Origin of the sequence: Xenorhabdus budapestensis (assembly GCF_017743015.1) — a bacterium.
GTDB lineage: Bacteria > Pseudomonadota > Gammaproteobacteria > Enterobacterales > Enterobacteriaceae > Xenorhabdus > Xenorhabdus budapestensis.
Genome location: NZ_CP072455.1, coordinates 1,532,149 through 1,556,912 on the forward strand (window position 1 = coordinate 1,532,149; position 24,764 = coordinate 1,556,912).

Here is a 24,764-nt window from a genome sequence, read left to right on the forward strand (position 1 = left end):
ACAGCGAAAGTCATCAGGTTTGTGGCTTTGGCAGAGGGGGAAGGCCATAAGCAGACCTGGCGCGATCACAGGCTTCATTGTAATCACCAGTTTCCCATGCTTGAGAAAACTCCCTACAAGGAGAAGGTCTTTTATCATAAATGGAACAGGAAACTACGTGACCAATTTCCCCTTGTAGCTTTATACAACGAGGGTGTAGTTCATTCGTGCCTTTCATGCAATACATAAAATTGTTCAGTTTTTCAGTGGCAGAGATGGGAACTGTACCTCCTCCATCTTCTGCTTCTGCCCAATAAAACGAAACACGAAAATATGCACAGCAAGCACCGCAGCTAATGCAAGGATTATTCAAAGATTGAGAATTTAACACGTGACTCATACCAGATGTCTCTATCTAATTTTTGAGATATTCACTTAAGTAAAATAGCTCTGATTTCAAGAGATTATTTTTATATATCCTGAGTCTTTAAAGCTATAGCTTTGTTGGCTGTACTTTAAAATTCATAGGGTATATGGAAAGATAGCCTCTTTGAGAATAGATTATCTTTTTAGATAATAGGGGATATCAAGAGAAATTTATTTTTCAATGTTAAAAATCAAAAATAGTCTTATTAACAGACCACTTTTGATTTAGACAATTGAATATTACTTTTTAAAAATTAATAACAATTTTACTCTGAGAATGTTTGCTGAAAAAAGATAATAATATGCTTCAGTATTTCATTGTGAATTTTTTCCCGACTTCTCTTGCCTCCATCTTTACAAACTATTCCCTTTCCCGGAGCGTCTTTTTCGATTAGCACTATCGCATTAGGTTTGCAATTTTGGATAAAGCTAAAATGCATTGCATCATCAATAATTACATATCTTGATTTATCTTTTGGAAGATTAGGTCACGTATTCAACCTGTTGATGGTTGTGTATAATCGCCATTTTTTTGGAGAAATCACATGGCGACTGTTGAAGTAAAATGTCGATTTTGTCAGCAAACTGAATACGTCAAAAAGCATGGCAAAGGTGAGGCTGGGCACCAACGCTATCGCTGTTTCTCCTGCAAACGAACCTTCCAACTGGATTACGCCTATCGCGCGTGCCAAGCGGCTATAAAAGAACAATTTGTTGATCTTGCCATGAATAATGCTGGTATCCGTGATACGGCCCGTGCATTACATATCAGTATCAATGCTGTTGTCCGTGTTTTAAAAAACTTAAACCACGATGCGTAACAACACTCCCACTGGATAAATAATGTCAACGTTCAGCTCATTTGTGAAGTTGATGAAGTGTGGTCATTTGTCGGGAATAAAAAATGCCGACGCTGGTTATGGTATGCTTGGGAACCGCGTCTAAAACGTATCATTGCCCATACATTTGGAGCGAGAAGCAAAAAAACACTCAAGAAACTTCTCAAAAAACTTGCTTCGTTCAATGTTGTTTTCTGGTGCACAGATAATTTCAAGGCTTACAACCTATTACCAAAAAGCCATCATCTTGTCGGAAAAATCTTCACTCAACGTATTGAGCGGGAAAATTTGACATTGCGCAACCGACTTAAGCGACTCAATCGTAAGACGTTGGGTTATTCGAAGTCGCCGGAAATGCATGATAAAGTCATCGGCACTTTCATTGAACGTGAATACTATATTTAACACAAATCAACGGATTGAATACGTGACCAATTATCGGACAATCTGCCATATCTGATCTATCTAGCTATTCTCATGCTAAAGAGGAAGTATTCTGCAATGCTGTTGCTGCTGAATATCTAACACCTCAAGAATTGTTTCTAAAAGAATGGGTGACCTATATTGATTTAGGGGAAAATATAGATCATATGGTGTCTACGTTTCGAGTAAGTAGATGGGTTATTGCAAGAAGAGCTTTAGACCTTAAATTGATAGTTCAAGAAGCACATGATGCGTTTATCAACTCTATTAATGAAAAGAATCCATCAACTGGAGGAGGTGACTACGCTAGAAACCAAAAAGTAAGGATTAGCGAGCGCCTTGCTGTGGCAGTAGCAACACAAGCCCTAGAGGGAAAAATATTGCTTAGAGAAGCTCAGCAATTGACAGGAATTCGCCCTAATAAATTATATGAGTTTGCTCAGAAGGAGTTGGGGTTTTGATTTATCTTATTGATTATAATATCTTTATTCAAGCACAACAAGATTATTACTGTTTCGATTTATGTCCTGGGTTTTGGGATTTAATGGAATCAAAATTTGCGGAAGGACAGGTAGTCAGCATAAAAAGTGTATATCATGAACTACAGAAACAGGATGATGATGTGTATTCTTGGATTAAGAATAAAAAGTCTTTTTTTCAATCTATTGATGATGAACTAACACAAAAGACTTTCACTGAAATTGTGAACTACGTTTATACAGAATACTCACCAAGACACAGAAATAGCCTTCCTCATATAGAAAAATTTCTTGGCGCAGCCGATCCTTGGATTGTGGCTAAAGCGAAATCAATAAATGCCACTGTTGTTACTCATGAAGTTAGAGACAAAAACAATGGCTGTCGTCCCAAAATTCCTGATATATGCGATCATTTTGAAGTCCCAATAATTAGAACAAAAGAAATGCTAAGAAACTTCCAGATAAAATTTATATTATCTCAATCTTCGAATTAACTACTAGCCCTCCCCGCGAGGGCTTTTTAGCATCTGCCCCCAATCCACCCGCTAATCTCCCCTATTGGCTATTTATTGACGGCTGACGTGGCGCCATGCTCCTGCGGAGGATCAGACGCCAATACCTGTTTCTGGTTCCAGATAGAATCTTCCGGCATCTGGACACGGACGTCTAACCGGGTGCCGGAAGATTCGGTGTGGAATTTAAGGTTGAAGGCAACAGGGGTAACAACGGATACTGAACGGGTGGAGTGAGGGTAGGGGCATCATGCCCCTGATACTGAAATTAAGCGTTATTTATTAAAGCTAATGCAACGGAATTTGGAATCAGGCAGTAGGTGCCTAATATGGGGTGTCAGCAACAACGCCGAATCCTTAGAGGGTTTATAATGCCCACTGGCGTTTGTCCATTCCAACAGTTGACCTTTGTCAAATAATAAGGTTCCGGCGAAATACACCGCCTGTCTGTAGCTTATTGAACTATGTCCATCAACGGCATCATACCAATGGTAGTTACTATCTCGCACGCTCCTTGCACAGCGTATAATAAGAGGGTCATTAGCAGAAATAACAAAGATATATTGACCATCAGCCGCTTTGGGTTCATGAGTTATAAAATTTATCAAACGATACTTGGTGTCCTCTTTCGCTTTCGAATACTCGGTGTATTTTTCCAAATAATAAAGTGATTTTGGACTCGCAGGACGCTGTAATACTTTATTATTCTGAACTGGAATAGGCTTACTCATCATGCTAAGTTTATTTGGAAAAATAGAGTCATTCATTCTTTCAAATGCAGCAATACCATTAGAGTTGTTTAATAGAGCGGTTTTATTAAGTTTAATCGTTTTATTATTAGGTAGAACAAAGTTAACAGGCCTTCTAAGTCTAACAAGGTTATCAATTCGCTCCCCAATGGGCATATCATCATCTTCATCACTATCAATCATAATGAACCCCTTAAATAAACTTGTAGTTCTGGTGCGTCATATCACTTTGCAAAAACCGTGCTGGATCAAGGTAGCGAAAGCATTCACAAACGAAGAATATAATAGCAAGCACTCCAATACGATGTACTATACTCATAGTCAGAAAATAATTTCAATATGTTATTTTTAAAGAGTGAACAGAAAGATGTTTTCTTTAACCCTTAATTCCATAAATCCATGCCTCAGTGATAGAAATCATATAAATTAATAAATTACGTAAAATTATAATTTAATCTATTGATATTATTGGCTTCTCTCTCTGTGCAGGAATTAATAAAAATCAATAAGTTACATAAATGGGATTTGAAAGCCTATTTAGTTCCCTTATTTCTGCATAGCACAGGTTTTAGATGCGGGATTATTCCGCATGTAGAAGATGGCTGATTTTCCCGATTTCAAATCGGGGAAACATTGCCACCTCAGAGCAAAGACTCTTCGAATTCAAGGCTACAAAACCAAAACTCAGGTAAGCCAAATGATAAGTTTTGATAAGGTTGATGCCTTTCTCTACGCTATACGCCAAAGAAATAGCATAAGTGAAATCTTAAGAAATCTTAAGGTAAAAACTTCTTTTGGCAGACCAACCCGGCAGATCACCCATCGCTAAATCCTAACAATTCTTAACATTAAAACCTTTCTACGAAGCATCACAACCCCGTTTCGTACCTGTAACCTGCTGCGCAAAATAATAGTGCGCAATACTGCGCAAACTCAGGCCACATCTGCGCAAGCAAGGTGCGCAAAGCAACAAACTGCGCAAAATGATACCCAAGAAAAGCAGGGGTATTCAGCCATTGCGCAGAATGAGACGGTTAAAACTGCGCAGTAAGAACCGACGGAAAACGCGAGTATTCAGAGACTATTGCGCAGAGCGGGGGACAAAATACGCAAGAAAACGCAGGTATTTTAAAGTGATACTGGAGCCGCCAATTTATCAGCGGCTCTTTATGTAGTGAGATATGCCGATAATACCGTCAAATATCTTGTTGGGTAATTGGCATTATTCTGTTTCTCTAAATATTGTGACGTAGAACGTTTCTAATGCCTCGGCTATTCCGCGAATATTCATCGCTAACTCATAATGTGCCATGAATAACAATAAGGCTCATCAGAACGTATAAACTTATCTTCGGGTAGATAGAGTAATTCACAAGAGCCATCACTAGGGTGCAAGGGTTCCATGCCAAACTCTGTTGTTAAAACGGGTAATATTTGCGTGCATATCCTTTCTTGTTTCTCATATTTAACATCACATAACGCCCATGCCGCTACGGGTGAAATACTTTTGATATTTAATTTATCTCTCATTTTGTATCTCTCATATATAGGGAAATCGGTTTTTTCTTGGGATAACGGGATAAGCTTAAATTTATTGTTTTATATCATCACGTTAACTTATCTCAGACCCCCTAAAAACTTATCCCATAATTTTGATTTTTGGGATAACTTAGATTCTTGATTAGTGCCAATAACAACTCATTATCATTTTATTTGGGGTAACTTGGGATAAGATGGGATACATACTGATACAATAAGGTATTAATAATTATATCTTTTTTATTACTTATCCCGTTATCCCACTTATCCCAAGATTTTTGACTTATTAGAGGGATTTCTATTTTGACTGGCTAATCTTCCTCGTTATCAATAAGCACAACAAATCGCTGTTGGCTGCCATTAATGCTGATAGTTTTACCGTCTACCCGACCCGATTCAGGTCTAATTAAAATCCCGGCTTCTTCTAGTGCCTCAGCGCCCAATTTCTTTTGAACCCCAGCGAGTATTTCATCTTCGAATATTGACGGGATAATATGATATTCGTCTTTTCCATCTTCTCGCCTGCCAGAGACAAGGTAGCCCGCAAGGTTTGCGATCCTGCCTGCATGTGTTCGGTCTAGCTCACCATTACGTTTCCCGTAGGTATAAGGCTGGAAGCGATTTAGGCCATAGCGTTGAATAAAGTCACGCGCCCGTTTCACAACCTGATATTTCTCTCGGTTGCCTGTCCCGTAGTTCTCCATCCATTCATTGAAGCTGTCACGAACAAAACGGTTACATTCTGCTGTATCCCATCCTGTGATAGATGCTGATAGTTCGGCGGTGGCATCCAGCATAGCGAATCGTGTAGCAACTCGTTTTACTTGTGGCGATGCGTTATCAGGCAAGCTTTCTAACCATTCCTTTTCTTTTTGGGTTACCTTCTGGCTAGCTTCATCTTGTTTTGCCGCGAGAATTTCTATCCATGCCCTACCTGCTGCCCCGCAATGCTGAGTTGACGCACGTTTAATGGCTCTTGAGTGCAAATCGCCATCATCAAGACTGTGGAATTCTACGGTATCGGCAAACGGTACACTGACCAAGCGGACTAATTGACCTGCTTTTGGTGTTACACCATTACGGATCAGATAGGTTTCGAAGTCTTCTTCACCTGTAGACAAGGCGACAATTGCCCATCTTAGAACTGCACGGTTGCCACCGTCTTTATTGCCCTGTATACGCCCTGTGCCGTTAAACAGGCTGTATGCGCTACCTGCAACGTGTTTAACATCGTTACCCTGTCCGATTTCATCAATTGGCATAAAACCGTCATTACGTGATGCAGCTTCGATAGTTAGCCCGTATTTGGTTGCATCCCATGTTTCTTGTTCGTCAATCTCGCCCGTGCTGTTGTTTTGCTTGCGCTCAATGTAATACAAGCCGCCATATCGCTTATCAAAAAAAGGTTTTAGATCTTCGTTCTTCTTCCATTTCCCTTTCTCGATAGGAATTACTACAGCTTTATTCATGCTCTTTGTTTCCTCGACTAAATATAGTTCCTCGTTAAACGCTTGCCTTGCTGCCTCAATGCCGTGACGCTGACGATAATCATCCCAATCAGCCTTATATTCTGTTGGCGGTAATGCGATCCACCCATCGATAGCCTTAGCGGTCTGCTCGGCAGTAATCTTGCCAACGTTCTTCTTGGGCTTGCCTTTGTCGTCCAGTTCGCCCAATTCATGCCAATCATTGTCAGCCGCCAGAATGATTTTTGCTGTTGTCCACTGCTCTCTTACCAGTCCGGCAACCGTCGATAAATTGCCCTCATCCAGCGCAGCCAGCACCAAGCCCTCATGCAATTGACTAACGGTTAAAGCCGTTGCATAGCCCTCAGCAATAATGATCGTGTCCGGCGTTCCGGTGATGGGTGATAAGGGAATAAAACTCCCCTTTTTCTTCGAACCAGGAACAAAGCGCTTTTCACCACTCGGCTTAATAACCTGAGCACCGGTGATTGTGCCGTCCAGTGCCTGAATGACCAGCACTAAAGAACCGTCTTTCAGTAGTTTCTGATTGGGGCATTGCAGCCCCTTTTTGCTCAGATAGTCGGATTGTCCGATAGTAGTCTGAGCCACCAGCTTGTTCACCTTATCGGCTATCGGAGGAGCCTCCGATTTTGGAGCCTCCTTTCTGGCAGGCTCAAGCAGTGGCAACGCTAATACCAAAGACACTTCTTTTGCGGCCTCGGTGATCGTTATCCCTTTGGCCTTCATCAATAAATCAAAGCCATCCCCATGATTCGGGTTATCACACTGGCGGCAGTGCCAGTCACCGTTACCGTGGTCGTCTATGAAGTGAAAACGGTCATTACCGCCACAGATGGGGCAAGCGCCATGCTTACCCTTTGCTGGAACGTCCACACCACAGGCAGACAGCAACCCTTGCCACTGATTTTGCGCCGCTGCTTTCACCGAACGGATATCAATATGACTTACCATTTCGGGAATCCCTCACGGTGATGAATTTCAAAATCCGCATGCTGTGCTGTGTCGTTCAGCGCTTCGGCGATCCTCGGCAAATACATCAGGGCTTCACCCACGCGGCGTAAATCCTTTCTTGCCTGACAATCTGCATAGTTTTCATTATCGGCTGACCAGAAAGCCAACTCACCCATTGCTGACATTGCCGCCATCACGCCACTCAATGCCCCTTCGGAGTTTTTACGCAGATCTTTCAGTTCTTCCGTACTCATGGCGCTAAAGTTATTTTTTACCAAATGGTTATAGATATCAGACATAATCAGGCTCTCCCTGCGTAGGTGTATTCTTTGGTGAAACGGCTTAATGGCATGGTGCACGGGGTGTGATAACCATTACGGACAAACGTCACGCGATTAAAGGCGACTGACAGCACTTGTACGGTTTCCCCGTTCTTATGGGTGTAATAGTCATGGGGTGCGGGGTTACGCATGGTTCACCCCCTGAACTGTAGACATATCGCCATAGTTGAAAGGGGTATCGATAGCTTCTTCACCCGCGATTACTTCAATCAGAAATACAGCAATATCGCCGGATAGCTTCGCCATCAGAGAGGAAATAACAGATATTTCACTGCCCTGTATTTGATGAGGGTATGACTCAATAAGCTAATTAATAAATTCGAGTTGCTGTGCCTTTTCAACGGCTTGATGAATAGTGATAGGCTTGCTCATGCGGCCACCTCCTGACGGGAAACAAATACCAGAGAGGGAATACCGACCAGTAAACGGGCTTCACCTTCACTATCTGCCAGTACCGTGATAAGGCGCACCGGGTGAATATCCACCAGCCGTTGAGTGCCCGATGCAATTAGGAATGTAAATTTAAGGCGAGTTTGGTTATGCTGTGGTGTATCCATAGCGTAAGACTCCTTTACGTTGTTGGTTAGCCCTCGTCTGGTACTGCGAATACCATTCGGGGGCGTTCTTTTTTCTGACCTTATATCTCTCAATATGTGTATACACTTTATTTTAAGGTGTGCGCACATATCAACACTTTTATTTATTAATTTTTTATAGTAAGGTGTATATACACAAATAATGTGACAGAGGTTGGAAATCGTGGCTACAGGTAACAAAAACAATAAATCAGATAAAAAGAATATCCGCTTTCCCCATGAGCTGATTGATAGGATAAATGTAAGCGTTGAGATTGAAAAAGCAAATAATCCCAATGTTAATTTTTCATCATGGGTCATTGATGCCTGTGAGAAAAAACTTAAGCCGGTGAAGTGCAAAGCCAAAGCATCATCTGAGCAATAATTAACCGACAGACAATAAGTCCGGTGGTTAACCAAGGCAAAATTATTGACTTGGTTCACTCCCCCTCTTAAAGAGTTGTAGTTAACTAATTGATTTATCTTATGATGGAAAGAACCATCATCCCAAAGGGTAGCATTCGCCGTGCTATCCTTTTCTTTTTGTGACTGACTAAATGACAGCCGCAAAGTTTGCGCGTCGCTAAATGATACGCGCATATTATGACCAGACTGCATATTTGCAGTTTGATTAAATATCAATGGGTTACTGAGGTATCCGAAAATATTCGCATACCCATCAGCTAAAATTTCAGCCAATGTGTGAGCGAAAAGTTTCTCTGAGTGACCAGCCAAAGTGAGGACCACGGTATTCTTCGAGGTCACTGAGATAATGACCTCGACAATAGGACTCCTTAAACTGGAGGAATCCCTATAGTTAATTTCTCCTCGCTTTGTGGCTGATTGTTCAATATTTAATCTTTGATTCCCCCGTTTAGGGGGATCAAAGAGCATGTTATGACCACTCATCAAATTAACCTCCAATGCGCCCGATTGGGTTCATCAGTGTTGCAAATTGCTCAATACGGCGGCTCACTTCCCCTAACGCCTGAGTCGGTGATAACCCTGCATTCCTTGCGTCTTGAAAGGCTGCCTGTTCGATTTTCTGCATACAGACGAGCAACCCTAACTGTTGTTCATCTGCGCTCTGACGTTCACCATCCAGCAACCCCGCAAAGCGATTCTCAGTACGGGCAAGATTGATGTAGTGGTGACGTTCTGCGCCTAAATCCCTTAACGCATCACGTGACTCATGGTAATTCGGCAGATATTCACGGCGGATAGGTTCAGCAGCTCGCTTCTTACTGAATGCCTTTGTCACGTCCAATTTGAACTGGGTCATTTGTTCATGATTGCGCCCACGAACAATACGGCAGATAAAATCAAATTGGTTTTCGTTGAGTAAGTAATAGCGATTGTGCTTAATTCCTCGTGCCCCAATCTCTTTCACTGCTGCGATTTCAAATGACGGCAGTGAACCAAACTCCCTTAGCTGCTTAATATTGGCTTTGATTAATTTGTATAAGCTGCGGTGCTGTAATCCAGCACGCTTTGCAAACAAGCGGCTATCAATTCTCGATTCAGTTCTGTGCTGAACCAAAATAGGTTCTTGACTGTTTTCAGCGTGAGCGAATCCCTGACCGGATAAGGCTATATTTTTGGATGTCATATTTTTACCCTGTCTTAATTAATTCGATTTTCTGCTATACGGGTTATTCACATTGTCTACTACTGGCAGGAATATAAAGTTTTTCATTACATAACCTCGCCGCGAGATTCAGAGATTCGCTGTGATATCCAGTCATTAATTTCTGATTCAATAAAAGCGACTGAGCGAGTACCAATCTTGACTTGCTTAGGAAATTTATTATCTGCAATGAGTTTGTAGATCCACGCCCAGTTCTGCGTTGAACTTCGGGTAAGCGGATAAGGTTTTCTTTAGGTATTGTGATTGCTGGCATGTAGCCCTCCTGTTATCTAATCCTTGATTTGTCTTAGTAGACGTTCATTGATTACAGAGGGGATTTTATTGAAAGAAAATAATAATGATAAGCGTGATATAAAAATAAAATTTCACGCTAAATTGAGTAAGCTTTATTTCCGATAAAATACAAATTCGTAAAATTCTAGATTTTTATCAGAATGAATTTCGTAGAAAAATGCTAGCTATGAATCTCTACGCATTAGATCTGATATCTTACATTTCCCTATTTCAGGGTCTCTATTAATATACAGCTCAAGTAATCTAGTGTATTTACTACTCATAGCTTCAAGCGCAAATGGTTTAATGGATTCTTTAATAGCTTGAGTATCTTTTGGATCATCATTAAAAACAAGTAATGAGATCATTGGATTAGTTACGTTTTTACCGTTCATTTTTTCCCATAGAAGTAGATCAAGTATAGGAAGAACTCTATTAGAAATTAATTTATGTAATGTTTTTATACCAATTCTTTTTTGTGACACATGCTCTTGCTCAGGAAGTAATAACTGTTCTCGCCATAAAGGAAGTAGTTGAGTCAAACTAGTAATAATTTCATCATCTGTAGCATCATCCAAATCAATCCATGTTAAAACCAAATTATTAAAACAATCAAGATTGCCTGTTACGCTTGCAAGCATAGCATTAGTTTTTATATATGTATCTTCTTCATCTATTTTAAAAAATCCCTGTTTAATAGCAGCATAAGAATACATCGTCAGCTCACTGAATGTGATTGGGCTTACTCCATTTTTTGGTCATGACTCCAAAGCGTTGTAATGATGTTTTTCAATATATGCCCCAATCAGCTTTTCGTGGACTTCTATCGAACGTGAATAACAAATTGTTTTTCTTGCCAATCGTTTGATATGAATACGCAGATTGAGATTATGCCGCTCAATGCGTTGAGTAAAAATTTTTCCCACTAAATGCTTTTCAGACTCAATTTCTCGGGTGTAACTCCCCCAGTCATCCGTCGTGATGAAACGAATGCTAAAAGGGGTCAGTAAGTCGAGCAATTTGCGGCAGGTTGCATCGGTTCGCGGACCGAATACATGGGCTATGACCTGTTTTCTTTTTGTATCAAACGCATACCAAAGCCAATGGCGTTGTTTTTTGTTGCCCACAAAAGACCATTGTTCATCTAATTCACAGATGAGAGTCACATCTTCGTAAACGGCCTGTCTCGTTGTTACTTGTTTTGGCGAGAGTTTTTTAAAGTGCGTATTACCGTATTGATACCGACACCTAAAACGCGGCCAGTGTCTCTCACACCAGAGCCATTCATTGCCATATCAACAATTTTCTCTTTCATGTCAGGTTTATGGCCATTGTAACGATAGTTAAGTTGAAAGGTTTTCCGGCAATCCTTGCAATAATAGCGCGGGAAGCCTGCTTTACCTGTCCCGTGTTTACGTACAGGTTCGGTTTGACCGCAATATCGGCAAACAACTTCTATCTTGACAGTCACATATGGGTTCCACTAAAAAAACACAAGAATATCAAATTAACGCTTTAGAGTCACGACCCATTTTTTGAGGGAAGGCTTGGTAATTCGCCGTATAGGTTTCTTAAAGAGGGAGCTTGACTATTGACATATTCAATTGCTTCATCAACTTCCCTTTCCTCTTGATTGGGGGTCGTTATATTGGGATCGCCATTAAATATTCTTTCAAATTTTATCTCATACTCATCGTAATCACTGGATTCATAGTCTTCTATAAGGGTAAATAAAAAATTACGTAATACCAGTTCTTCAATCAGATTTTCAAGGGTCAAATCTTCCAAGAATGCATAATTATCTAAACTAAACCATGGTAAATCTTTTTTTGTTGCCTTTGTCATACCGCCACCTCATGCCCTCTATTAGTAGGAGCTATGCCAGCTAGTAGAGGTGTACTAGTTTTCGGAGATCAACCTAGGCATAGCTTTATTCTTTAACGTCTTGGATAGTCTACTAAAGACAATTAAGGCTGTCTATTCATCCAGTTAAGCACGCTTCCCAAATGTGCCATGTACCACATTTTCGCCCCGTTCGAGTGCGCCCATGTAGTCGGCATACCATTGAAGCATTTCCCTACGACCGTCCAGATATTGGGCGTGGTTGTAAGTTCCTCGAATGCTGTTCTTATCAACATGGGCAAGCTGAGTTTCAATCCATTCGGACGGATAACCTTGTTCATGCAAAATAGTACTCATTGTATGGCGGAATCCGTGACTCGTTGCTTGCCCTGTATAACCAATTCGTCTAATTAATAAATTTAATGCCATTTCACTCATAGGTTTATTTGCATCATTCCTACCCTGAAAAACATATTTCCCTTGTCCTGTAATGGGCTTTAACTGTTCTAAAATATCGATAGCCTGATTTGATAATGGCACAATATGAGTACGGCGCATTTTCATTTTCGCAGCAGGTATTTCCCATTGCGCTTTATTAAAATCAACCTCTGACCATTCAGCTTTGCGTAATTCACCGGGACGGGCACCAATTATCATTTGTAATCGCATCCCCATTTTTACGATGAAACTGCCAGTATAGGCATTTAAGGATTTATAGAACTCAGGGATCTCATCAACAGTTAAAAATGAATAATGTTCTTTTTTATGTGGAGCAAAAGCAGACACTAAATCTGGGGCGGGATTATATTCAGCTCTCCCTGTTACTATTGCATATCGCCATACCTCCCCACACCGTTGACGTACCTTCCTGAGTTTTTCTGTCGCTCCTCGATCGTTCATTCGTGATAAAACAGCCATAAGTTCCATTGGTTTAATCTCAGCAATAGGCCTATTGCCTATATATGGGAAAACGTCTTTTTCAAATGTTTCCATCATTTCTTTGGCATAAGAAGAAGACCACCTGTCTACACGTTTCTCGTACCATTCATGGGTTATGTTTTCGAAGGTGTTCTCTATCAGGTTTGCCGCGGATATCTTTTCAGTTTTTCTTACTTCGCTGGGATTAAGCCCATTAGCCACCAGCTTTCTTGCTTCATCGCGCTTGGTTCTGGCTTCGTTGAGTGTGACTACCGGATAGATACCTAATGAGATCATTTTGGTTTTACCCGCAAATTGATAACGATATCGCCAGCCTTTGGAACCATTAGTATCAATCAATAAAGATAGCCCGTTGCCGTCTGCCAGCGTATAGGCTTTTTCTTTTGGTTTGGCTCGCTTGATTGTCAAGCCTGTCAGCTTTATAAATCACCCAATATTGTATAGAAAGAATGTATAGGGAATTTCTATACAAAAAACTATACAACAAATTGTATAGATTTAGAAAGACGAGACTAGACCTCTAGAGAAGGGATGTGCTGTTAATGAGCTGATTTTACTGGGATTAATTGACTTGAATAGACTATGAGAGATGTTTATTTGGCGCCCCCTGCAGGAATCGAACCTACAACTAGCCCTTAGGAGGGGCTTGTTATATCCATTTAACTAAGAGGGCGAATAAAACAGGGCACAGTATATCTCTTTTTCTTTCCTGAGATAAGATATAACGAACTGTTTGCCTATATAATCATCAATCATTTTGATTACCATTAAAGAAAAATTGGCAGTATATTTAACATATTGGCGGCTATTGGCTGAAAGGCATAATGCTCGAAAACAGACAATGGCAAAAAGTAATCATGTGGAGAACAATATGAAGTATCGTCTGAGCGGGGTTGCTCTTACTGCTGTATTACTGGTGGGATGTGCGAGTTCATCGAATACGAATGAACAGGGGCGCTCTGATCCGCTGGAAGGGTTCAACCGCACCATGTTCAACTTTAACTATAATGTTCTCGATCCTTATATATTACGGCCTGTCGCGGTAGCTTGGCGTGATTATGTGCCAATGCCTGCACGAAACGGTGTTGGTAATTTCATGAGTAATCTTGAAGAGCCGGCCAGTATGGTTAATAGCTTTCTGCGTGGTGATATCAACGAAGGTGCGAAGCACTTTAATCGGTTCTTTTTGAATACTATTCTGGGCATGGGGGGGCTTATTGATGTTGCTTCGATGGCGAACCCTAAACTGGCAAAACAGGATCCAATGCGTTTTGGTAGTACGCTGGGGTACTATAATGTTGTTTATGGTCCTTATATGGTTTTACCGGGTTATGGCAATTTTACTGCACGTGACGAAGGGGGTAATTTAGCAGATATGACTTACCCTGTTTTAAGCTATCTCACGCCTTGGATGTCTGTAGGGAAATGGGTATTTCAAGGTATTGAAACCAGGGCGCGTTTATTGGATTCAGATGGCTTGATGAAAAACTCTTCTGATCCGTATCTAATGATGCGCGAGGCTTATTTCCAACGTCATGACTTTTTGGCTAATGGCGGTAAGCTGATACCAGAAAAAAATCCGAATGCTGCTGCTATTCAGGATGAGCTGGATTCTATCGACTAATTTTATAGAGAGATTAAAAAAGGATAGCTCAGGCTATCCTTTTTTAGATCATGGAAGATGATTAGAATGTGTAGTTAAGGCCTACACCGAACAGCCATGCAGTTCCTTTTGAATCGAATTCATATGGTGCACTGAAAGGTCCTTGTTGAGCTTCTTTTGGTAATTTTTCACTCACATGGACTTTTTTACCGCGCATGTAGGAAACACCAACATCTACAGAGGCATCTTTATTAAATGCGTAAGTGGTTCCCGCACTTAGCCAGAAGCGATTTTGGTCTGGGATAGAGATAGAACGATTCTGAGCTGGTACAGGGCTTTCATCGAAAGCGATACCGGTACGGAAAGTCCAGTTATCGTCATGATAATAAGTTGTTCCTAGTGAAATACGGTAGGCATTACGGAATCCTTCGTGTTTTTCGAATAGATCTTCGCCCTTACCGTTTTTAGGTTTACCCCTCAATTCTTTAAATTCGTTCCAGCCAGTGTAGAGGAAGCTATAGTGGATTGCCCATTGAGGTGCTACACGGTTGTAACCGGAGATTTCCCACATATCAGGCAGGTTCAGATCTAACGTTCCTTTAACTGTATTTCCACCTAACCCACCTGGTAGTAGTACTGGTTTGTCGTTGCTGTAATCACCGTTTTTAAACTTCACTTTGACTTTCGAACGATAAGTCAAACTATAACGATTGTTTTCATCAAACTGGTACAGAAGACCCGCATTCCAGCCATAACCCCAATCTTTGCCTTCCAGACGAGCTGCTTCTGCGGTTGCTGGGATGTTAATATTAAGTTTTTTATATTTAAGTGTTGATGCAGGCCCTAATTCACCCATATGGCGAATAATTTCAGCATCAGCATAAACTGCATTCACACCTAAACCAAAACTGAACTGATCATTCAGCTTATATGCACTGCCCAGATTAAAGTTTACAGTCTTGAGTGAGGTCTTCCCACCAAGCGAACCCGCAGTATAATTATTGCTGAAATTTGTGGCTAAGCCAAAGTTACTTGTGGCTGACGCGCCAACAAACCATTGCTCAGTGATTGGTGTAATAAAATGCAGGTTTGGTATCGGAGCATTTGGTGCAATATTTTTCGCATCAGTGCTGTGTTTAAGTGGGGACTGGCCTGTGATATCAACGCTTGGTTTGACATAAATAATGCCGCCAGAAAATGATGGACGATCAAATAGGGTCATGGCGGCAGGGTTGCGGCTACCTTCAGAAGCATCTTCTGCAACGACACCTGCTCCAGAAAATGCCCGGCCTAGTCCTGATGATGAATATTCATTTAATTGAAAACCAGCAGCACTAGCGTTAGATGAAATAATTGCAACCGCCACTGCTAATGCTGAACGTGTAAATAGGTTTTTCTGGTTCATAACCAAAACCTCATTGTTTAATTATTATTTAACATGCTACTCAATGTAGCTGAGAGCGCGGAATTGTAGAGTCAGTTTATCATAATGACAAATCAGACCAGTGCGGGAAGTATAGGCCCGACCTCATAATGTGTTGCAAGAATGTTTTTAAAATATGATGAAATTGATTACAGAAATGGGACTTGCTTAACAAAAAAGAGACAACTCAGATTGATAAATTGTAAATAAAAAGCCTTTAGTGTGCTGAGATCAATAAATAGTAAGATAAATGATATTAAACAATGTAATTACTGGTTAGCAAAGGGAAAGATAACGTAAAATCAGTCGCAGATTTTCATAGTCGGAGAAATAAAATGACTGATGCAATTAAACGTTGTTATGCAGAAGAAACTGCCGCCTGTTGCTGGCAACTGACAGTGGATCTTACGTTTAGTTGTCAGGCAGAAGTAATGATATTCCAGTTAGGATTGCGTTAGTTTTATCTTGAGTCAAAGTTTTTGGCAACTGTTTTCCACTGTAGTTTAAGGTAGTAGAAAAACTGACTCTTATCTGTGGTAATCAATGATTATTTCTTTATCTTTTTCTTACATACTATTTGTTCAAGTTGTGTAGATTATAAATATATTAAAGTTGCGCTTGCTCGCAATTTTAGTTTATTCCTGTTTGCTATTCTTCAACATTGCGTTAACAATGCTCCATCAGGTCTGACCTCTTATGAGGTGAGTAAATATTTTTAATAAATTGATTTAGTTAATGATTACTTCAGGAGTTGCTATGAGTCGTTCTTCAACAAAAGTGGCACAACAAAAGGAACGAGTGGCTATTGTCAGTGGATTGCGCCTTCCTTTTGCGAAACAGGCGACTAACTACCACGGTATTCCGGCTGTTGATTTAGGAAAAGCTGTTGTTAGTGAGTTGGTCATCAGAAGTGGGCTGCCACCAGAGAAGATCGACCAATTAGTTTTTGGGCAAGTTGTTCAAATGCCGGAAGCACCAAATATTGCGAGGGAAATCGTATTAGGTGCCGGTTTAAGTGTCAGTACAGATGCGTATAGTGTTTCCCGGGCCTGTGCGACCAGCTTTCAGGCAATAGCGAATGTAGCAGAAAGCATTATGGCTGGGGCAGTGAATGTGGGGATCGCGGGTGGTGCTGATTCTTCTTCAGTCTTGCCAATCGGGGTAACCAAATCATTGGCTCGTACGCTGGTTGATATGAACAAAGCTAAAAGCCTGTCGCAACGCCTTAAATTACTTAGTAAATTGAGGTTAAAAGATTTACTGCCAGTATCCCCCGCTGTTTCTGAATATTCAACGGGGTTAAGAATGGGAGATACGGCTGAGCAAATGGCGAAAACCTATCATATCAGTCGTAAAGAGCAGGACGAATTGGCTCACCGTTCTCATGTATTAGCTGCTAAAGCCTGGGAGCAGGGATTATTGCGTGATGAAGTGATCTCTGCACATTTCCCGCCATACCATGAATCTTTGCTGGAAGATAATAATATCCGTAAAAATTCAGAACTCACCTCTTACTCTAAATTACGCCCTGCCTTTGACCGCAAACATGGTTCAGTAACTGCCGCCAATAGTACACCGCTGACGGATGGTGCGGCAGCGATTGTTTTGATGAGTGAATCTGCGGCTAAAGAGCTTGGCATGACTCCGTTAGGTTATTTACGCAGTTATGCCTTCTCAGCAATTGATGTTTGGCAGGATATGCTATTGGGGCCGTCTTATGCGACTCCGTTGGCGTTGGACAGAGCTGGTATTACTTTGAATGAACTTTCGCTCATAGATATGCACGAAGCATTTGCTGCCCAAACCCTCACGAATTTAAAAATGTTTGCCAGTGAAAAGTTTGCCCGCGAGAAATTAGGGCGCTCTCAGGCAATGGGTGAAGTGGATATGGATAAATTCAATGTATTAGGCGGTTCAATTGCTTATGGTCATCCGTTTGCTGCGACTGGAGCCAGAATGGTGACTCAGACACTGAATGAGTTGCGCCGTCGTGGTGGTGGGCTTGGATTGACAACAGCTTGTGCTGCCGGTGGATTGGGTGCAGCGATGGTATTGGAGGTAGAATAATGGCTCAGGCTGAAAAAGAAATAATCATGTCAGAGATTCAATCGGTATTCAGTTTTTCTGTCAGAGATGACAAGATTGGCGTTATTACGATTGATGTCCCGGGTGAGAAGGTCAACACACTGAAAGCAGAGTTTGTTGAACAATTTTTGACAGTTTTTGAGAAGGCACAACAAGTTTCCGGCTTAAAAGGTTTGGTAATTGTGTCCGGCAAACCCGATACATTTATCGCTGGTGCAGATATCACTATGATCGCAGGCTGCCAAACCCAACAAGAAGCAACGAAATTGGCTGAAAAAGGTCAAGAATTGTTTGCCCGGATTGCTAATTATTCTTTACCGATTGTTGCCGCCATTCATGGTGCATGCCTAGGCGGCGGTCTGGAGTTAGCATTAGCCTGCCATGCGCGTGTTTGTTCTCTGGATGATAAGACGCGCCTTGGTTTACCGGAAGTGCAGCTCGGGTTATTACCCGGTTCGGGGGGAACTCAGCGATTACCTCGTCTGATAGGTGTCAGTTCTGCTTTGGATATGATGCTGACAGGCCGCCAACTTAAGGCAAATCAGGCAAAACGTCTGGGTGTTGTAGATGATGCGGTTCCTTTGGATATTTTGCTGAATGTCGCTGTTCAATATGTCAAAAAAGGAATAATTAAGCGTAAGCCGTTAGCATGGTCACAGCGTCTGTTGGCAAGTGCCTTGGGCAGGCCACTGTTGTTTCGGATGGTTCAACAAAAAACACGGGCCAAAACTCACGGCCATTATCCGGCACCAGAGCGGATTATTGATGTCGTTCGTACCGGACTGGAAAAAGGGCAAAAGACGGGTTTTCAGGCGGAAGCCAAAGCATTTGGTGAACTGGCTATGTCGTCAGAATCGGAAGCATTGCGCAGCCTGTTTTTCGCCGCCACCTCATTAAAAAACGAAACGGGTTCTTCAGAACAGTCAGTTAAGATCAAGCACGTGGGGATTTTGGGTGGTGGTTTGATGGGGGGCGGAATTGCCAACGTTACTGTAACTCGCGGTAATTTACCTGTCCGCATCAAAGATATTAATGAAAAAGGTATCAATCAGGCGCTTAAATATACATGGGATCTGCTTTCTAAACGAGTCAAACAACGACGTCTGAAACCGTCGGAGCGTTCCCGTCAGATGTCTCTGATTTCCGGCTCAACTGATTATAGTGGCTTTAAACAAGTTGACATTGTGGTAGAAGCCGTGTTTGAAGATCTGGTACTGAAACGTAAAATGGTCTCAGAAATTGAGGCACACACAAAACCGGAAACTATTTTCGCCTCCAACACCTCTTCATTGCCAATTCACCAAATTGCAGCGGTTGCTAAACGCCCAGAGCATGTTATCGGTCTCCACTATTTCAGTCCAGTTGATAAAATGCCATTGGTGGAAGTGATCCCACATGCAGGAACCAGTGAAAAAACAATTGCAACGGCGGTAGCGCTGGCGAAAAAACAGGGTAAAACAGCGATTGTCGTTGGTGATAAAGCAGGGTTCTATGTTAACCGAATTTTGTCCCCTTATATCAATGAAGCTGGTTATTGTTTGGTAGAAGGTGAACCTGTTAACCATATCGATAAGGCGTTAGTTGATTTCGGTTTCCCGATTGGGCCAATCAATTTGCTGGATGAGGTCGGTATTGATGTTGGAACAAAAATAATTCCTGTCCTGATAGAGCAATTAGGTAGCCGATTTACTCCATCGGCAATTCTGGATGCAGTATTGAATGACAATCGTAAAGGCAAGAAAAATGGTCGTGGTTTTTATTCCTACGAGGTCAAAAAGAGTAGATTTTGGTCATTTAGAAAAAGCAGTAAAGAGGTTGACTCTTCTATCTATTCTTTGTTGAAAATTAAGCCTAATGCTAAGATGTCTCCATCAGACGTTGCTCAGCGTTGTTTAATGCCGATGTTAAATGAAGCTGTTCGTTGTTTGGATGAAGGTATCATCCGAAGTCCTCGTGATGGTGATATTGGTGCAGTGTTTGGTATTGGCTTTCCGCCATTTCTGGGAGGGCCATTCCGTTATATGGATAAACTAGGTAGTAATAAAGTTGTGGAAATTTTACGTCGCCTGGAGCAACAATATGGAGAAAGATTTGCGCCTTGTGAACGTCTGGTTCAGATGGCTGAACAGAATAAAAAATTTTATGAATAATTTATAGTTTTTGTGGAATCAATTATATCGGCTCTTTTAACTCAAGAGCCGATTTTTTATGCCAAATAATTTCTTATTATTATAATATTTTTACTTGTTGGGTAAATGAAATAATAACAACCAAACAAGACATATATAATTCGTCATTAGTGATTTTATTTGTTTCTATTTTGAGGCAGAATGCCTATCAATTCTAATTGATTTCCTTCTGTTTAGATGTTGTAGTCAATAATATGATTTTTTTCATAATTAATTACCTAAAAGCGATGTAATCTAAAATTTAACTCAACGGTGAATTATGTTCGTTTTTATTATGCGTCACGGTGATGCGGCTTTTGATTCAATCAGCGATGCAATGCGAGAATTAACGCCACGTGGTTGTCAGGAGTCACAGAAAATGGCCCTTTGGCTTGCTCAACAGTTGCCTGATATCGATTGTGTCTTAGTCAGTCCCTATATCCGGGCAGGGCAGACTCTGAAAGTAGTTCGTGAAAACCTGACATTGCCTGATAGTGAGGAGGTGTTAAAGGAGTTAACACCATCGGGTGACGCGGCACTGGTAGCGAGCTACTTACAAGTTTTGGCAATGCACGGGAAAAAAGCAGTATTGTTAGTTTCCCATTTACCTTTGGTTGGTTATTTAGTGTCTGAGCTTTGTCCTGCACAAACTCCGCCTATGTTTACAACATCCGGTATTGCTTGTGTAGAGTTGGATCACCAGACAGAGAAAGGCCGCCTATTATGGCAAACCTCTCCAGCACACTTAGTGACAAGCAATATTAGTGATAAACAATAAGTGACAAAATCCTAGTTAATCAAAGGAGAATTCACATTTAACGCTGTATAAACTCATCCTGTTCTACCAAAATGAGCAGTGCAGCGTTTCCTCCCCACTCTTTGGGAGCTTGATGAAAAGCAATAATATCGGGATGTTGAGCGAGCCATAATGGTGTTTGTTGCTTAAGAATATGCTTACCGTGACCATGCATAATACAGGCACAATAGACTGTTTCACGGCGGCAGGCGGCTATCAAGGCTCCAATTTCCTGTTTAGCCTGCAACTGGGTTAATCCATGTAAATCCAGAAAAAGCTCAGGGGGATAGTCTCCTCGACGTAACTTCTTCAGTTCATAATGATTGGCACCTTCACGTACATAGCGGGTCGGGCCTTCCATATCGAGATTGGGTTGGAATTCATCAGAAAAATAGTAACTAGCATCAACCTGCTCTTGCATTAGACGTTCAGGAGCAATCTGGCTGATTTTTTTTCTTCTGGGGGAGTGTAAGACTTTATCTTGAGCAATACGACGGGTTCCCGCAACAGACGTTCTAAATAGACTGATGTCTTCTTCATTTAATGTTATTTTCTTCTTCATTACATACTAATTTTATTAACAACTTTTGGTCAGTGTACCTGATTTTCTGTCATTTTGCTTAAATGCTATTACATAATATAACCATGTATATTTAATGGTTATTTGTTTTTTTCTTCAATATGGCTTGCCAGTGTTTTAGTCTTTTTTGAAGAGTTTGTGGAAAAGGTTTCTTTTCTCTGGCTCTGGGGAAAAAACTATTGATCGTATTTTGATCGTGCTTCTCCCAGAGAGCAGGATTCTGGGTTAATCTTTCATACCACATTGGTTTATTAATAAGAATATCGTTTTTGAAATCAGAAGGCAGGGCGAAAAGAAAATTATCCATAAAATTTTTAGCTAAATTACTTGAGGGGTATTTTTTTAAGATAATGAGCTTATTTAAAAAAATATTTTTTAAATAGTATTGCCATTCTTTCCTTTCGCCAAAAAAGGGTTCTATTGGTTTGGAGGACCATTCAGTATTTTTGAACTGTATGATAGTAGGATCAATAATAATTCTCTGGCTTTGATGGTAAGCTTCAATAACAAGGTGAGTTGTAGGGCAGCTATCGTCTACGCCACGCCAGATGAATACGCCAATCGCCTGATGTGGTATATGCATTCTATGAAGATATTCACTGACGTAATCGGCACATCTGAAACAGGCTGTTTTAGGTGATTTAATAAAATCTAATATATTTTTATCATTACGAATCTCATCTAAAAAATTCACAATTGCACCTTTATTCATAAAATGGATTGACAAATTTTTTTGGTTATAAAATATATGTATATACAACAACAGGTTGACATTGACAAGAAAAAAGTAACGGAGAGAAACTAATGTCAATTGGACTTAAAGATAGTGATATTATTTGGCGCAATGCTAGACTTGCCACAATGAACCCTACAATCAACAACATAGATGGAAAACACAATTACGGCATGCTGGAACGACATGATTTGATCATCCGGGATGAAAAAATTCTGGCGATTTTACCAACAGAAAGTGTGCCAGCTAATTGTTGTAAGGTGATTGATGCGGAGCAGCGATTAATCACCCCCGGCCTGATAGATTGTCATACTCACTTGGTTTTTGGTGGCAATCGGGCATCGGAATGGGAACAGCGTTTGAATGGCGTTTCTTATGAAAAAATCAGTGCTAAAGGCGGTGGAATTAATGCTACAGTCAATGCAACCAGGCAAAGTTCAGCCCAACAATTGGAAATTGCCGCTCAAAAGCGACTTAATGCTTTGATATCTGAAGGTGTAACGACAATTGAGATGAAATCGGGTTATGGATTGGATCTAAAAAATGAAGAAAAACAACTGCAAGTTATGCAAACACTAAAACAAAAGAACTCCGTTGAAATCAGTCCGACTTTACTCTCAGCTCATGCAGTTCCTTCTGAATATAAACATAATCCTGATGCTTATGTCGATTTAGTTTGCAATACCATTCTTCCTGCCCTTTGGCAAAAGCAGTTATTTGAATCTGTTGATGTTTTTTGTGAAACCGTTGGATTTAGTCTCCAGCAAACTAAACGGGTCTTTGACGCAGCCAAAAAACTCAATATTCCCATCAAGGGCCATGTGGAGCAGCTTTCTAATTTAGGCGGATCTGAATTGGTGGCGGATTATCAAGGATTATCCGTTGATCATATTGAATATCTGGATGAAAAAGGAGTTGAAGCGATCAGTCGCAGTGGGACTGTCGCCGTGTTATTGCCGGGAGCATTTTATTTCCTGAGAGAGACTAAACGTCCTCCTATTGCCTTATTGCGTCAATATCGTGTACCGATGGCCATTTCGACGGATTTTAATCCGGGAACCAGCCCTTTTACATCTTTGCGTATGATGATGAATATGGCCTGTGTCCAGTTTGGTTTAACACCAGAAGAGGCATGGCAGGGAGTGACTATCCATGCGGCACGTGCATTAGGGCGGGCAGATAGCCACGGCCAGTTATCAGCAGGTTATGTAGCTGATTTTATTGTCTGGGATGCCCGGGACCCCGTTGATATATTATACGAACTTGGACATAACCCATTGGTTTACCGTGTTTATCGCGGAGCAATCACACATAGCCCTATACATCGTAATTCATAAGTAGTATCGCTTGGAAAACAACACATTATTTAGAGAACAATAAATAGTGAGGGATATAACATGAAATTATGGCATCCGACATCAGAAAACATTTGGCAAGGACGGAATGATCTTGCAGAAGCAAACAATGCATTACGAGTATTCCAGACGATAAAACAGCCCACCAGTTTCTCTCCAGAACAATTTCCGAACCATATTGCATTGTTGGGATTTGAATGTGATGAAGGAGTAAAACTTAACCAAGGGCGACCGGGAGCTAAATTAGGGCCTGAATATCTGCGCCAGTCATTGGCAAATATGGCGAGTCATGATGGGCATGAATGGCTGGTGGATTTGGGTAATATCCGGGCTAATAGTGGACAATTAAGTGAGGCCCAGAATGCCCTGAGTGATGCTGTTTATGAGTGTCAGAATCAGAAAATGCGGACGTTAATTTTTGGAGGCGGACATGAAACGGCATTTGCTCATGGCATGGGCATTTATCGTGCGTTTCCAACTCAACGGGTAGGGATTATTAACTTTGATGCGCATCTGGATCTGCGGAATGCGCCACAACCCACATCGGGAACCCCATTTCGTCAGCTTGCTGATTATTGTCATCAGCAACAACGTCCATTCAATTACACTTGTGTAGGTGCCAGTCTGGCCTCGAATACGCAGGCTTTATTAGACGAAGCTAATCACCTTGATGTCACAATTATTTGGGATACTCAATGTATTGACTCTATGTTGGATAAAGTACAGAAACAGATACAAGATATCATTAATCAGGTTGAAATCATTTACATGACTATTGATTTGGATGTGTTGCCAATCTGGCAAATGCCATCAGTATCGGCTCCGGCTGCGTTGGGCGTTCCGCTAGAACGCTTATTATCATTGATTCAACCCATTTGTCAGAGTAAAAAATTACAGGCTATTGATTTAGTTGAACTTAATCCGCTGTATGATATTCAGGGTATGGGCGGTAAAGCAGCGGCTCGTCTTGCATGGCAATTAGTGCATTGGTGGAATGGATAATTCGTGAAATAAATAGG

Annotated in this window: 26 protein-coding genes, 1 tRNA gene and 2 pseudogenes; 11 read left to right on the plus strand and 18 right to left on the minus strand. The window is 41.1% G+C overall.

All coding sequences use genetic code 11. The features are described from left to right. Window positions 1–13 precede the first annotated feature (13 nt). Entirely contained in the window at window positions 14–379 is a 366-nt protein-coding gene (locus HGO23_RS07270) for a YkgJ family cysteine cluster protein (protein WP_209028422.1), read from the minus strand. Window positions 380–950: 571 nt separating this feature from the next. Here HGO23_RS07270 and HGO23_RS07275 point away from each other — a divergent pair. The 3 genes and pseudogenes from HGO23_RS07275 (at window position 951) to HGO23_RS07285 (ending at window position 2,640) form a co-directional block, all read left to right on the plus strand. Then, a pseudogene (locus tag HGO23_RS07275) lies at window positions 951–1,649 on the plus strand (IS1 family transposase). Window positions 1,650–1,798: 149 nt separating this feature from the next. Beyond that, window positions 1,799–2,128: a hypothetical protein gene (locus tag HGO23_RS07280; RefSeq protein WP_209028423.1), complete on the plus strand. Its 330-nt coding sequence runs from the start codon at window positions 1,799–1,801 to the stop codon at window positions 2,126–2,128. Continuing rightward, a complete protein-coding gene (locus HGO23_RS07285) occupies window positions 2,125–2,640 on the plus strand; it encodes a DUF4411 family protein (RefSeq protein WP_209028424.1) in 516 nt (171 codons plus the stop codon). The genes HGO23_RS07280 and HGO23_RS07285 overlap by 4 nt, the downstream gene beginning before the upstream one ends. Window positions 2,641–2,933: 293 nt before the next feature. Here HGO23_RS07285 and HGO23_RS07290 read toward each other — a convergent pair whose 3' ends face one another. The 7 genes from HGO23_RS07290 to HGO23_RS07320 form a co-directional block, all read right to left on the minus strand. Further along, window positions 2,934–3,590 carry a hypothetical protein gene (locus HGO23_RS07290; RefSeq protein ID WP_209028425.1) on the minus strand — a complete coding sequence of 219 codons (657 nt, stop codon included), beginning with the start codon at window positions 3,588–3,590 and terminating at the stop codon, window positions 2,934–2,936. A 1,110-nt stretch (window positions 3,591–4,700) separates the two neighbouring features. Next, window positions 4,701–4,937 (minus strand): hypothetical protein, encoded by a 237-nt coding sequence (locus HGO23_RS07295; protein WP_209028426.1) that lies wholly within the window; start codon window positions 4,935–4,937, stop codon window positions 4,701–4,703. A gap of 320 nt (window positions 4,938–5,257) precedes the next feature. Next, window positions 5,258–7,384, minus strand: coding sequence for a primase-helicase zinc-binding domain-containing protein (locus HGO23_RS07300; protein ID WP_209028427.1), 2,127 nt, complete (start codon window positions 7,382–7,384; stop codon window positions 5,258–5,260). Next, window positions 7,378–7,683 (minus strand): hypothetical protein, encoded by a 306-nt coding sequence (locus tag HGO23_RS07305; protein WP_209028428.1) that lies wholly within the window; start codon window positions 7,681–7,683, stop codon window positions 7,378–7,380. The genes HGO23_RS07300 and HGO23_RS07305 overlap by 7 nt, the downstream gene beginning before the upstream one ends. Before the next feature lie 2 nt (window positions 7,684–7,685). Next, entirely contained in the window at window positions 7,686–7,856 is a 171-nt protein-coding gene (locus tag HGO23_RS07310) for a DUF4222 domain-containing protein (protein ID WP_209028429.1), read from the minus strand. After that, window positions 7,849–7,971, minus strand: a complete 123-nt coding sequence (locus tag HGO23_RS19915) for a hypothetical protein (protein WP_280529531.1) — start codon at window positions 7,969–7,971, stop codon at window positions 7,849–7,851. Before HGO23_RS19915 ends, HGO23_RS07310 begins: the two co-directional genes overlap by 8 nt. A 122-nt stretch (window positions 7,972–8,093) precedes the next feature. Then, entirely contained in the window at window positions 8,094–8,282 is a 189-nt protein-coding gene (locus tag HGO23_RS07320; RefSeq protein ID WP_209028430.1) for a hypothetical protein, read from the minus strand. 202 nt (window positions 8,283–8,484) lie between these two features. Between HGO23_RS07320 and HGO23_RS07325 the strand changes: the two genes are divergently transcribed. Further along, entirely contained in the window at window positions 8,485–8,685 is a 201-nt protein-coding gene (locus tag HGO23_RS07325) for a YlcI/YnfO family protein (protein WP_209028431.1), read from the plus strand. Between the two features lie 528 nt (window positions 8,686–9,213). Here the strand turns inward: HGO23_RS07325 and HGO23_RS07330 are convergent. From HGO23_RS07330 to HGO23_RS07360, 7 genes and pseudogenes are all read right to left on the minus strand, one after another. Next, the gene (locus tag HGO23_RS07330; RefSeq protein WP_209028432.1) at window positions 9,214–9,909 is read right to left on the minus strand and encodes a Rha family transcriptional regulator; all 696 of its coding nucleotides are present in this window, start codon (window positions 9,907–9,909) and stop codon (window positions 9,214–9,216) included. Between the two features lie 86 nt (window positions 9,910–9,995). After that, a pseudogene (locus HGO23_RS07335) lies at window positions 9,996–10,201 on the minus strand (helix-turn-helix transcriptional regulator). A 205-nt stretch (window positions 10,202–10,406) separates the two neighbouring features. Next, window positions 10,407–10,937 carry a DUF6387 family protein gene (locus HGO23_RS07340; protein WP_244967918.1) on the minus strand — a complete coding sequence of 177 codons (531 nt, stop codon included), beginning with the start codon at window positions 10,935–10,937 and terminating at the stop codon, window positions 10,407–10,409. Window positions 10,938–10,979: 42 nt separating this feature from the next. Next, window positions 10,980–11,692 (minus strand): IS1 family transposase gene (locus HGO23_RS07345; RefSeq protein WP_209027487.1). Its coding sequence is split into 2 segments (ribosomal slippage): window positions 10,980–11,446 and window positions 11,446–11,692, totalling 714 coding nucleotides; the frame shifts between segments, so codons are not numbered across the junction. A gap of 50 nt (window positions 11,693–11,742) precedes the next feature. After that, window positions 11,743–12,066: a DUF6387 family protein gene (locus tag HGO23_RS07350; RefSeq protein WP_209028433.1), complete on the minus strand. Its 324-nt coding sequence runs from the start codon at window positions 12,064–12,066 to the stop codon at window positions 11,743–11,745. A gap of 144 nt (window positions 12,067–12,210) precedes the next feature. Continuing rightward, a complete protein-coding gene (locus tag HGO23_RS07355; RefSeq protein ID WP_209028732.1) occupies window positions 12,211–13,425 on the minus strand; it encodes a tyrosine-type recombinase/integrase in 1,215 nt (404 codons plus the stop codon). 175 nt (window positions 13,426–13,600) lie between these two features. Continuing rightward, window positions 13,601–13,675 (minus strand) — tRNA-Arg (locus HGO23_RS07360). Between the two features lie 198 nt (window positions 13,676–13,873). Between HGO23_RS07360 and mlaA the strand changes: the two genes are divergently transcribed. Next, a complete protein-coding gene (gene mlaA, locus HGO23_RS07365) occupies window positions 13,874–14,626 on the plus strand; it encodes a phospholipid-binding lipoprotein MlaA (RefSeq protein WP_209028434.1) in 753 nt (250 codons plus the stop codon). Window positions 14,627–14,687: 61 nt separating this feature from the next. Here mlaA and fadL read toward each other — a convergent pair whose 3' ends face one another. Further along, window positions 14,688–16,010: a long-chain fatty acid transporter FadL gene (gene fadL / locus HGO23_RS07370; protein WP_209028435.1), complete on the minus strand. Its 1,323-nt coding sequence runs from the start codon at window positions 16,008–16,010 to the stop codon at window positions 14,688–14,690. Window positions 16,011–16,363: 353 nt separating this feature from the next. On the opposite strand from fadL, the gene HGO23_RS07375 reads away from it, so the two are divergent. The 4 genes from HGO23_RS07375 to sixA all read left to right on the plus strand — a co-directional run bounded on the left by HGO23_RS07375 (window position 16,364) and on the right by sixA (window position 21,059). Then, window positions 16,364–16,486: a DUF406 family protein gene (locus HGO23_RS07375; protein ID WP_145956633.1), complete on the plus strand. Its 123-nt coding sequence runs from the start codon at window positions 16,364–16,366 to the stop codon at window positions 16,484–16,486. 298 nt (window positions 16,487–16,784) lie between these two features. Continuing rightward, the gene (gene fadI / locus HGO23_RS07380; protein ID WP_209028436.1) at window positions 16,785–18,095 is read left to right on the plus strand and encodes an acetyl-CoA C-acyltransferase FadI; all 1,311 of its coding nucleotides are present in this window, start codon (window positions 16,785–16,787) and stop codon (window positions 18,093–18,095) included. Beyond that, a complete protein-coding gene (gene fadJ, locus HGO23_RS07385) occupies window positions 18,095–20,263 on the plus strand; it encodes a fatty acid oxidation complex subunit alpha FadJ (protein ID WP_209028437.1) in 2,169 nt (722 codons plus the stop codon). Before fadI ends, fadJ begins: the two co-directional genes overlap by 1 nt. 298 nt (window positions 20,264–20,561) lie before the next feature. After that, the gene (gene sixA / locus HGO23_RS07390; RefSeq protein WP_209028438.1) at window positions 20,562–21,059 is read left to right on the plus strand and encodes a phosphohistidine phosphatase SixA; all 498 of its coding nucleotides are present in this window, start codon (window positions 20,562–20,564) and stop codon (window positions 21,057–21,059) included. A 37-nt stretch (window positions 21,060–21,096) separates the two neighbouring features. Here sixA and smrB read toward each other — a convergent pair whose 3' ends face one another. Together smrB and HGO23_RS07400 are read right to left on the minus strand one after the other, a co-directional pair. Next, on the minus strand, window positions 21,097–21,639 hold the full coding sequence (smrB, locus tag HGO23_RS07395) for an endonuclease SmrB (RefSeq protein WP_099136419.1): 543 nt from the start codon (window positions 21,637–21,639) through the stop codon (window positions 21,097–21,099). A 91-nt stretch (window positions 21,640–21,730) separates the two neighbouring features. Then, on the minus strand, window positions 21,731–22,369 hold the full coding sequence (locus tag HGO23_RS07400; RefSeq protein ID WP_145956634.1) for a hypothetical protein: 639 nt from the start codon (window positions 22,367–22,369) through the stop codon (window positions 21,731–21,733). Between the two features lie 92 nt (window positions 22,370–22,461). Between HGO23_RS07400 and hutI the strand changes: the two genes are divergently transcribed. After that, complete coding sequence (gene hutI, locus HGO23_RS07405; protein ID WP_209028439.1) at window positions 22,462–23,727, plus strand: imidazolonepropionase; 1,266 nt, start codon at window positions 22,462–22,464, stop codon at window positions 23,725–23,727. Window positions 23,728–23,787: 60 nt separating this feature from the next. Continuing rightward, window positions 23,788–24,747: a formimidoylglutamase gene (gene hutG / locus HGO23_RS07410; protein WP_209028440.1), complete on the plus strand. Its 960-nt coding sequence runs from the start codon at window positions 23,788–23,790 to the stop codon at window positions 24,745–24,747. The last annotated feature ends 17 nt before the right edge of the window (window positions 24,748–24,764 follow it).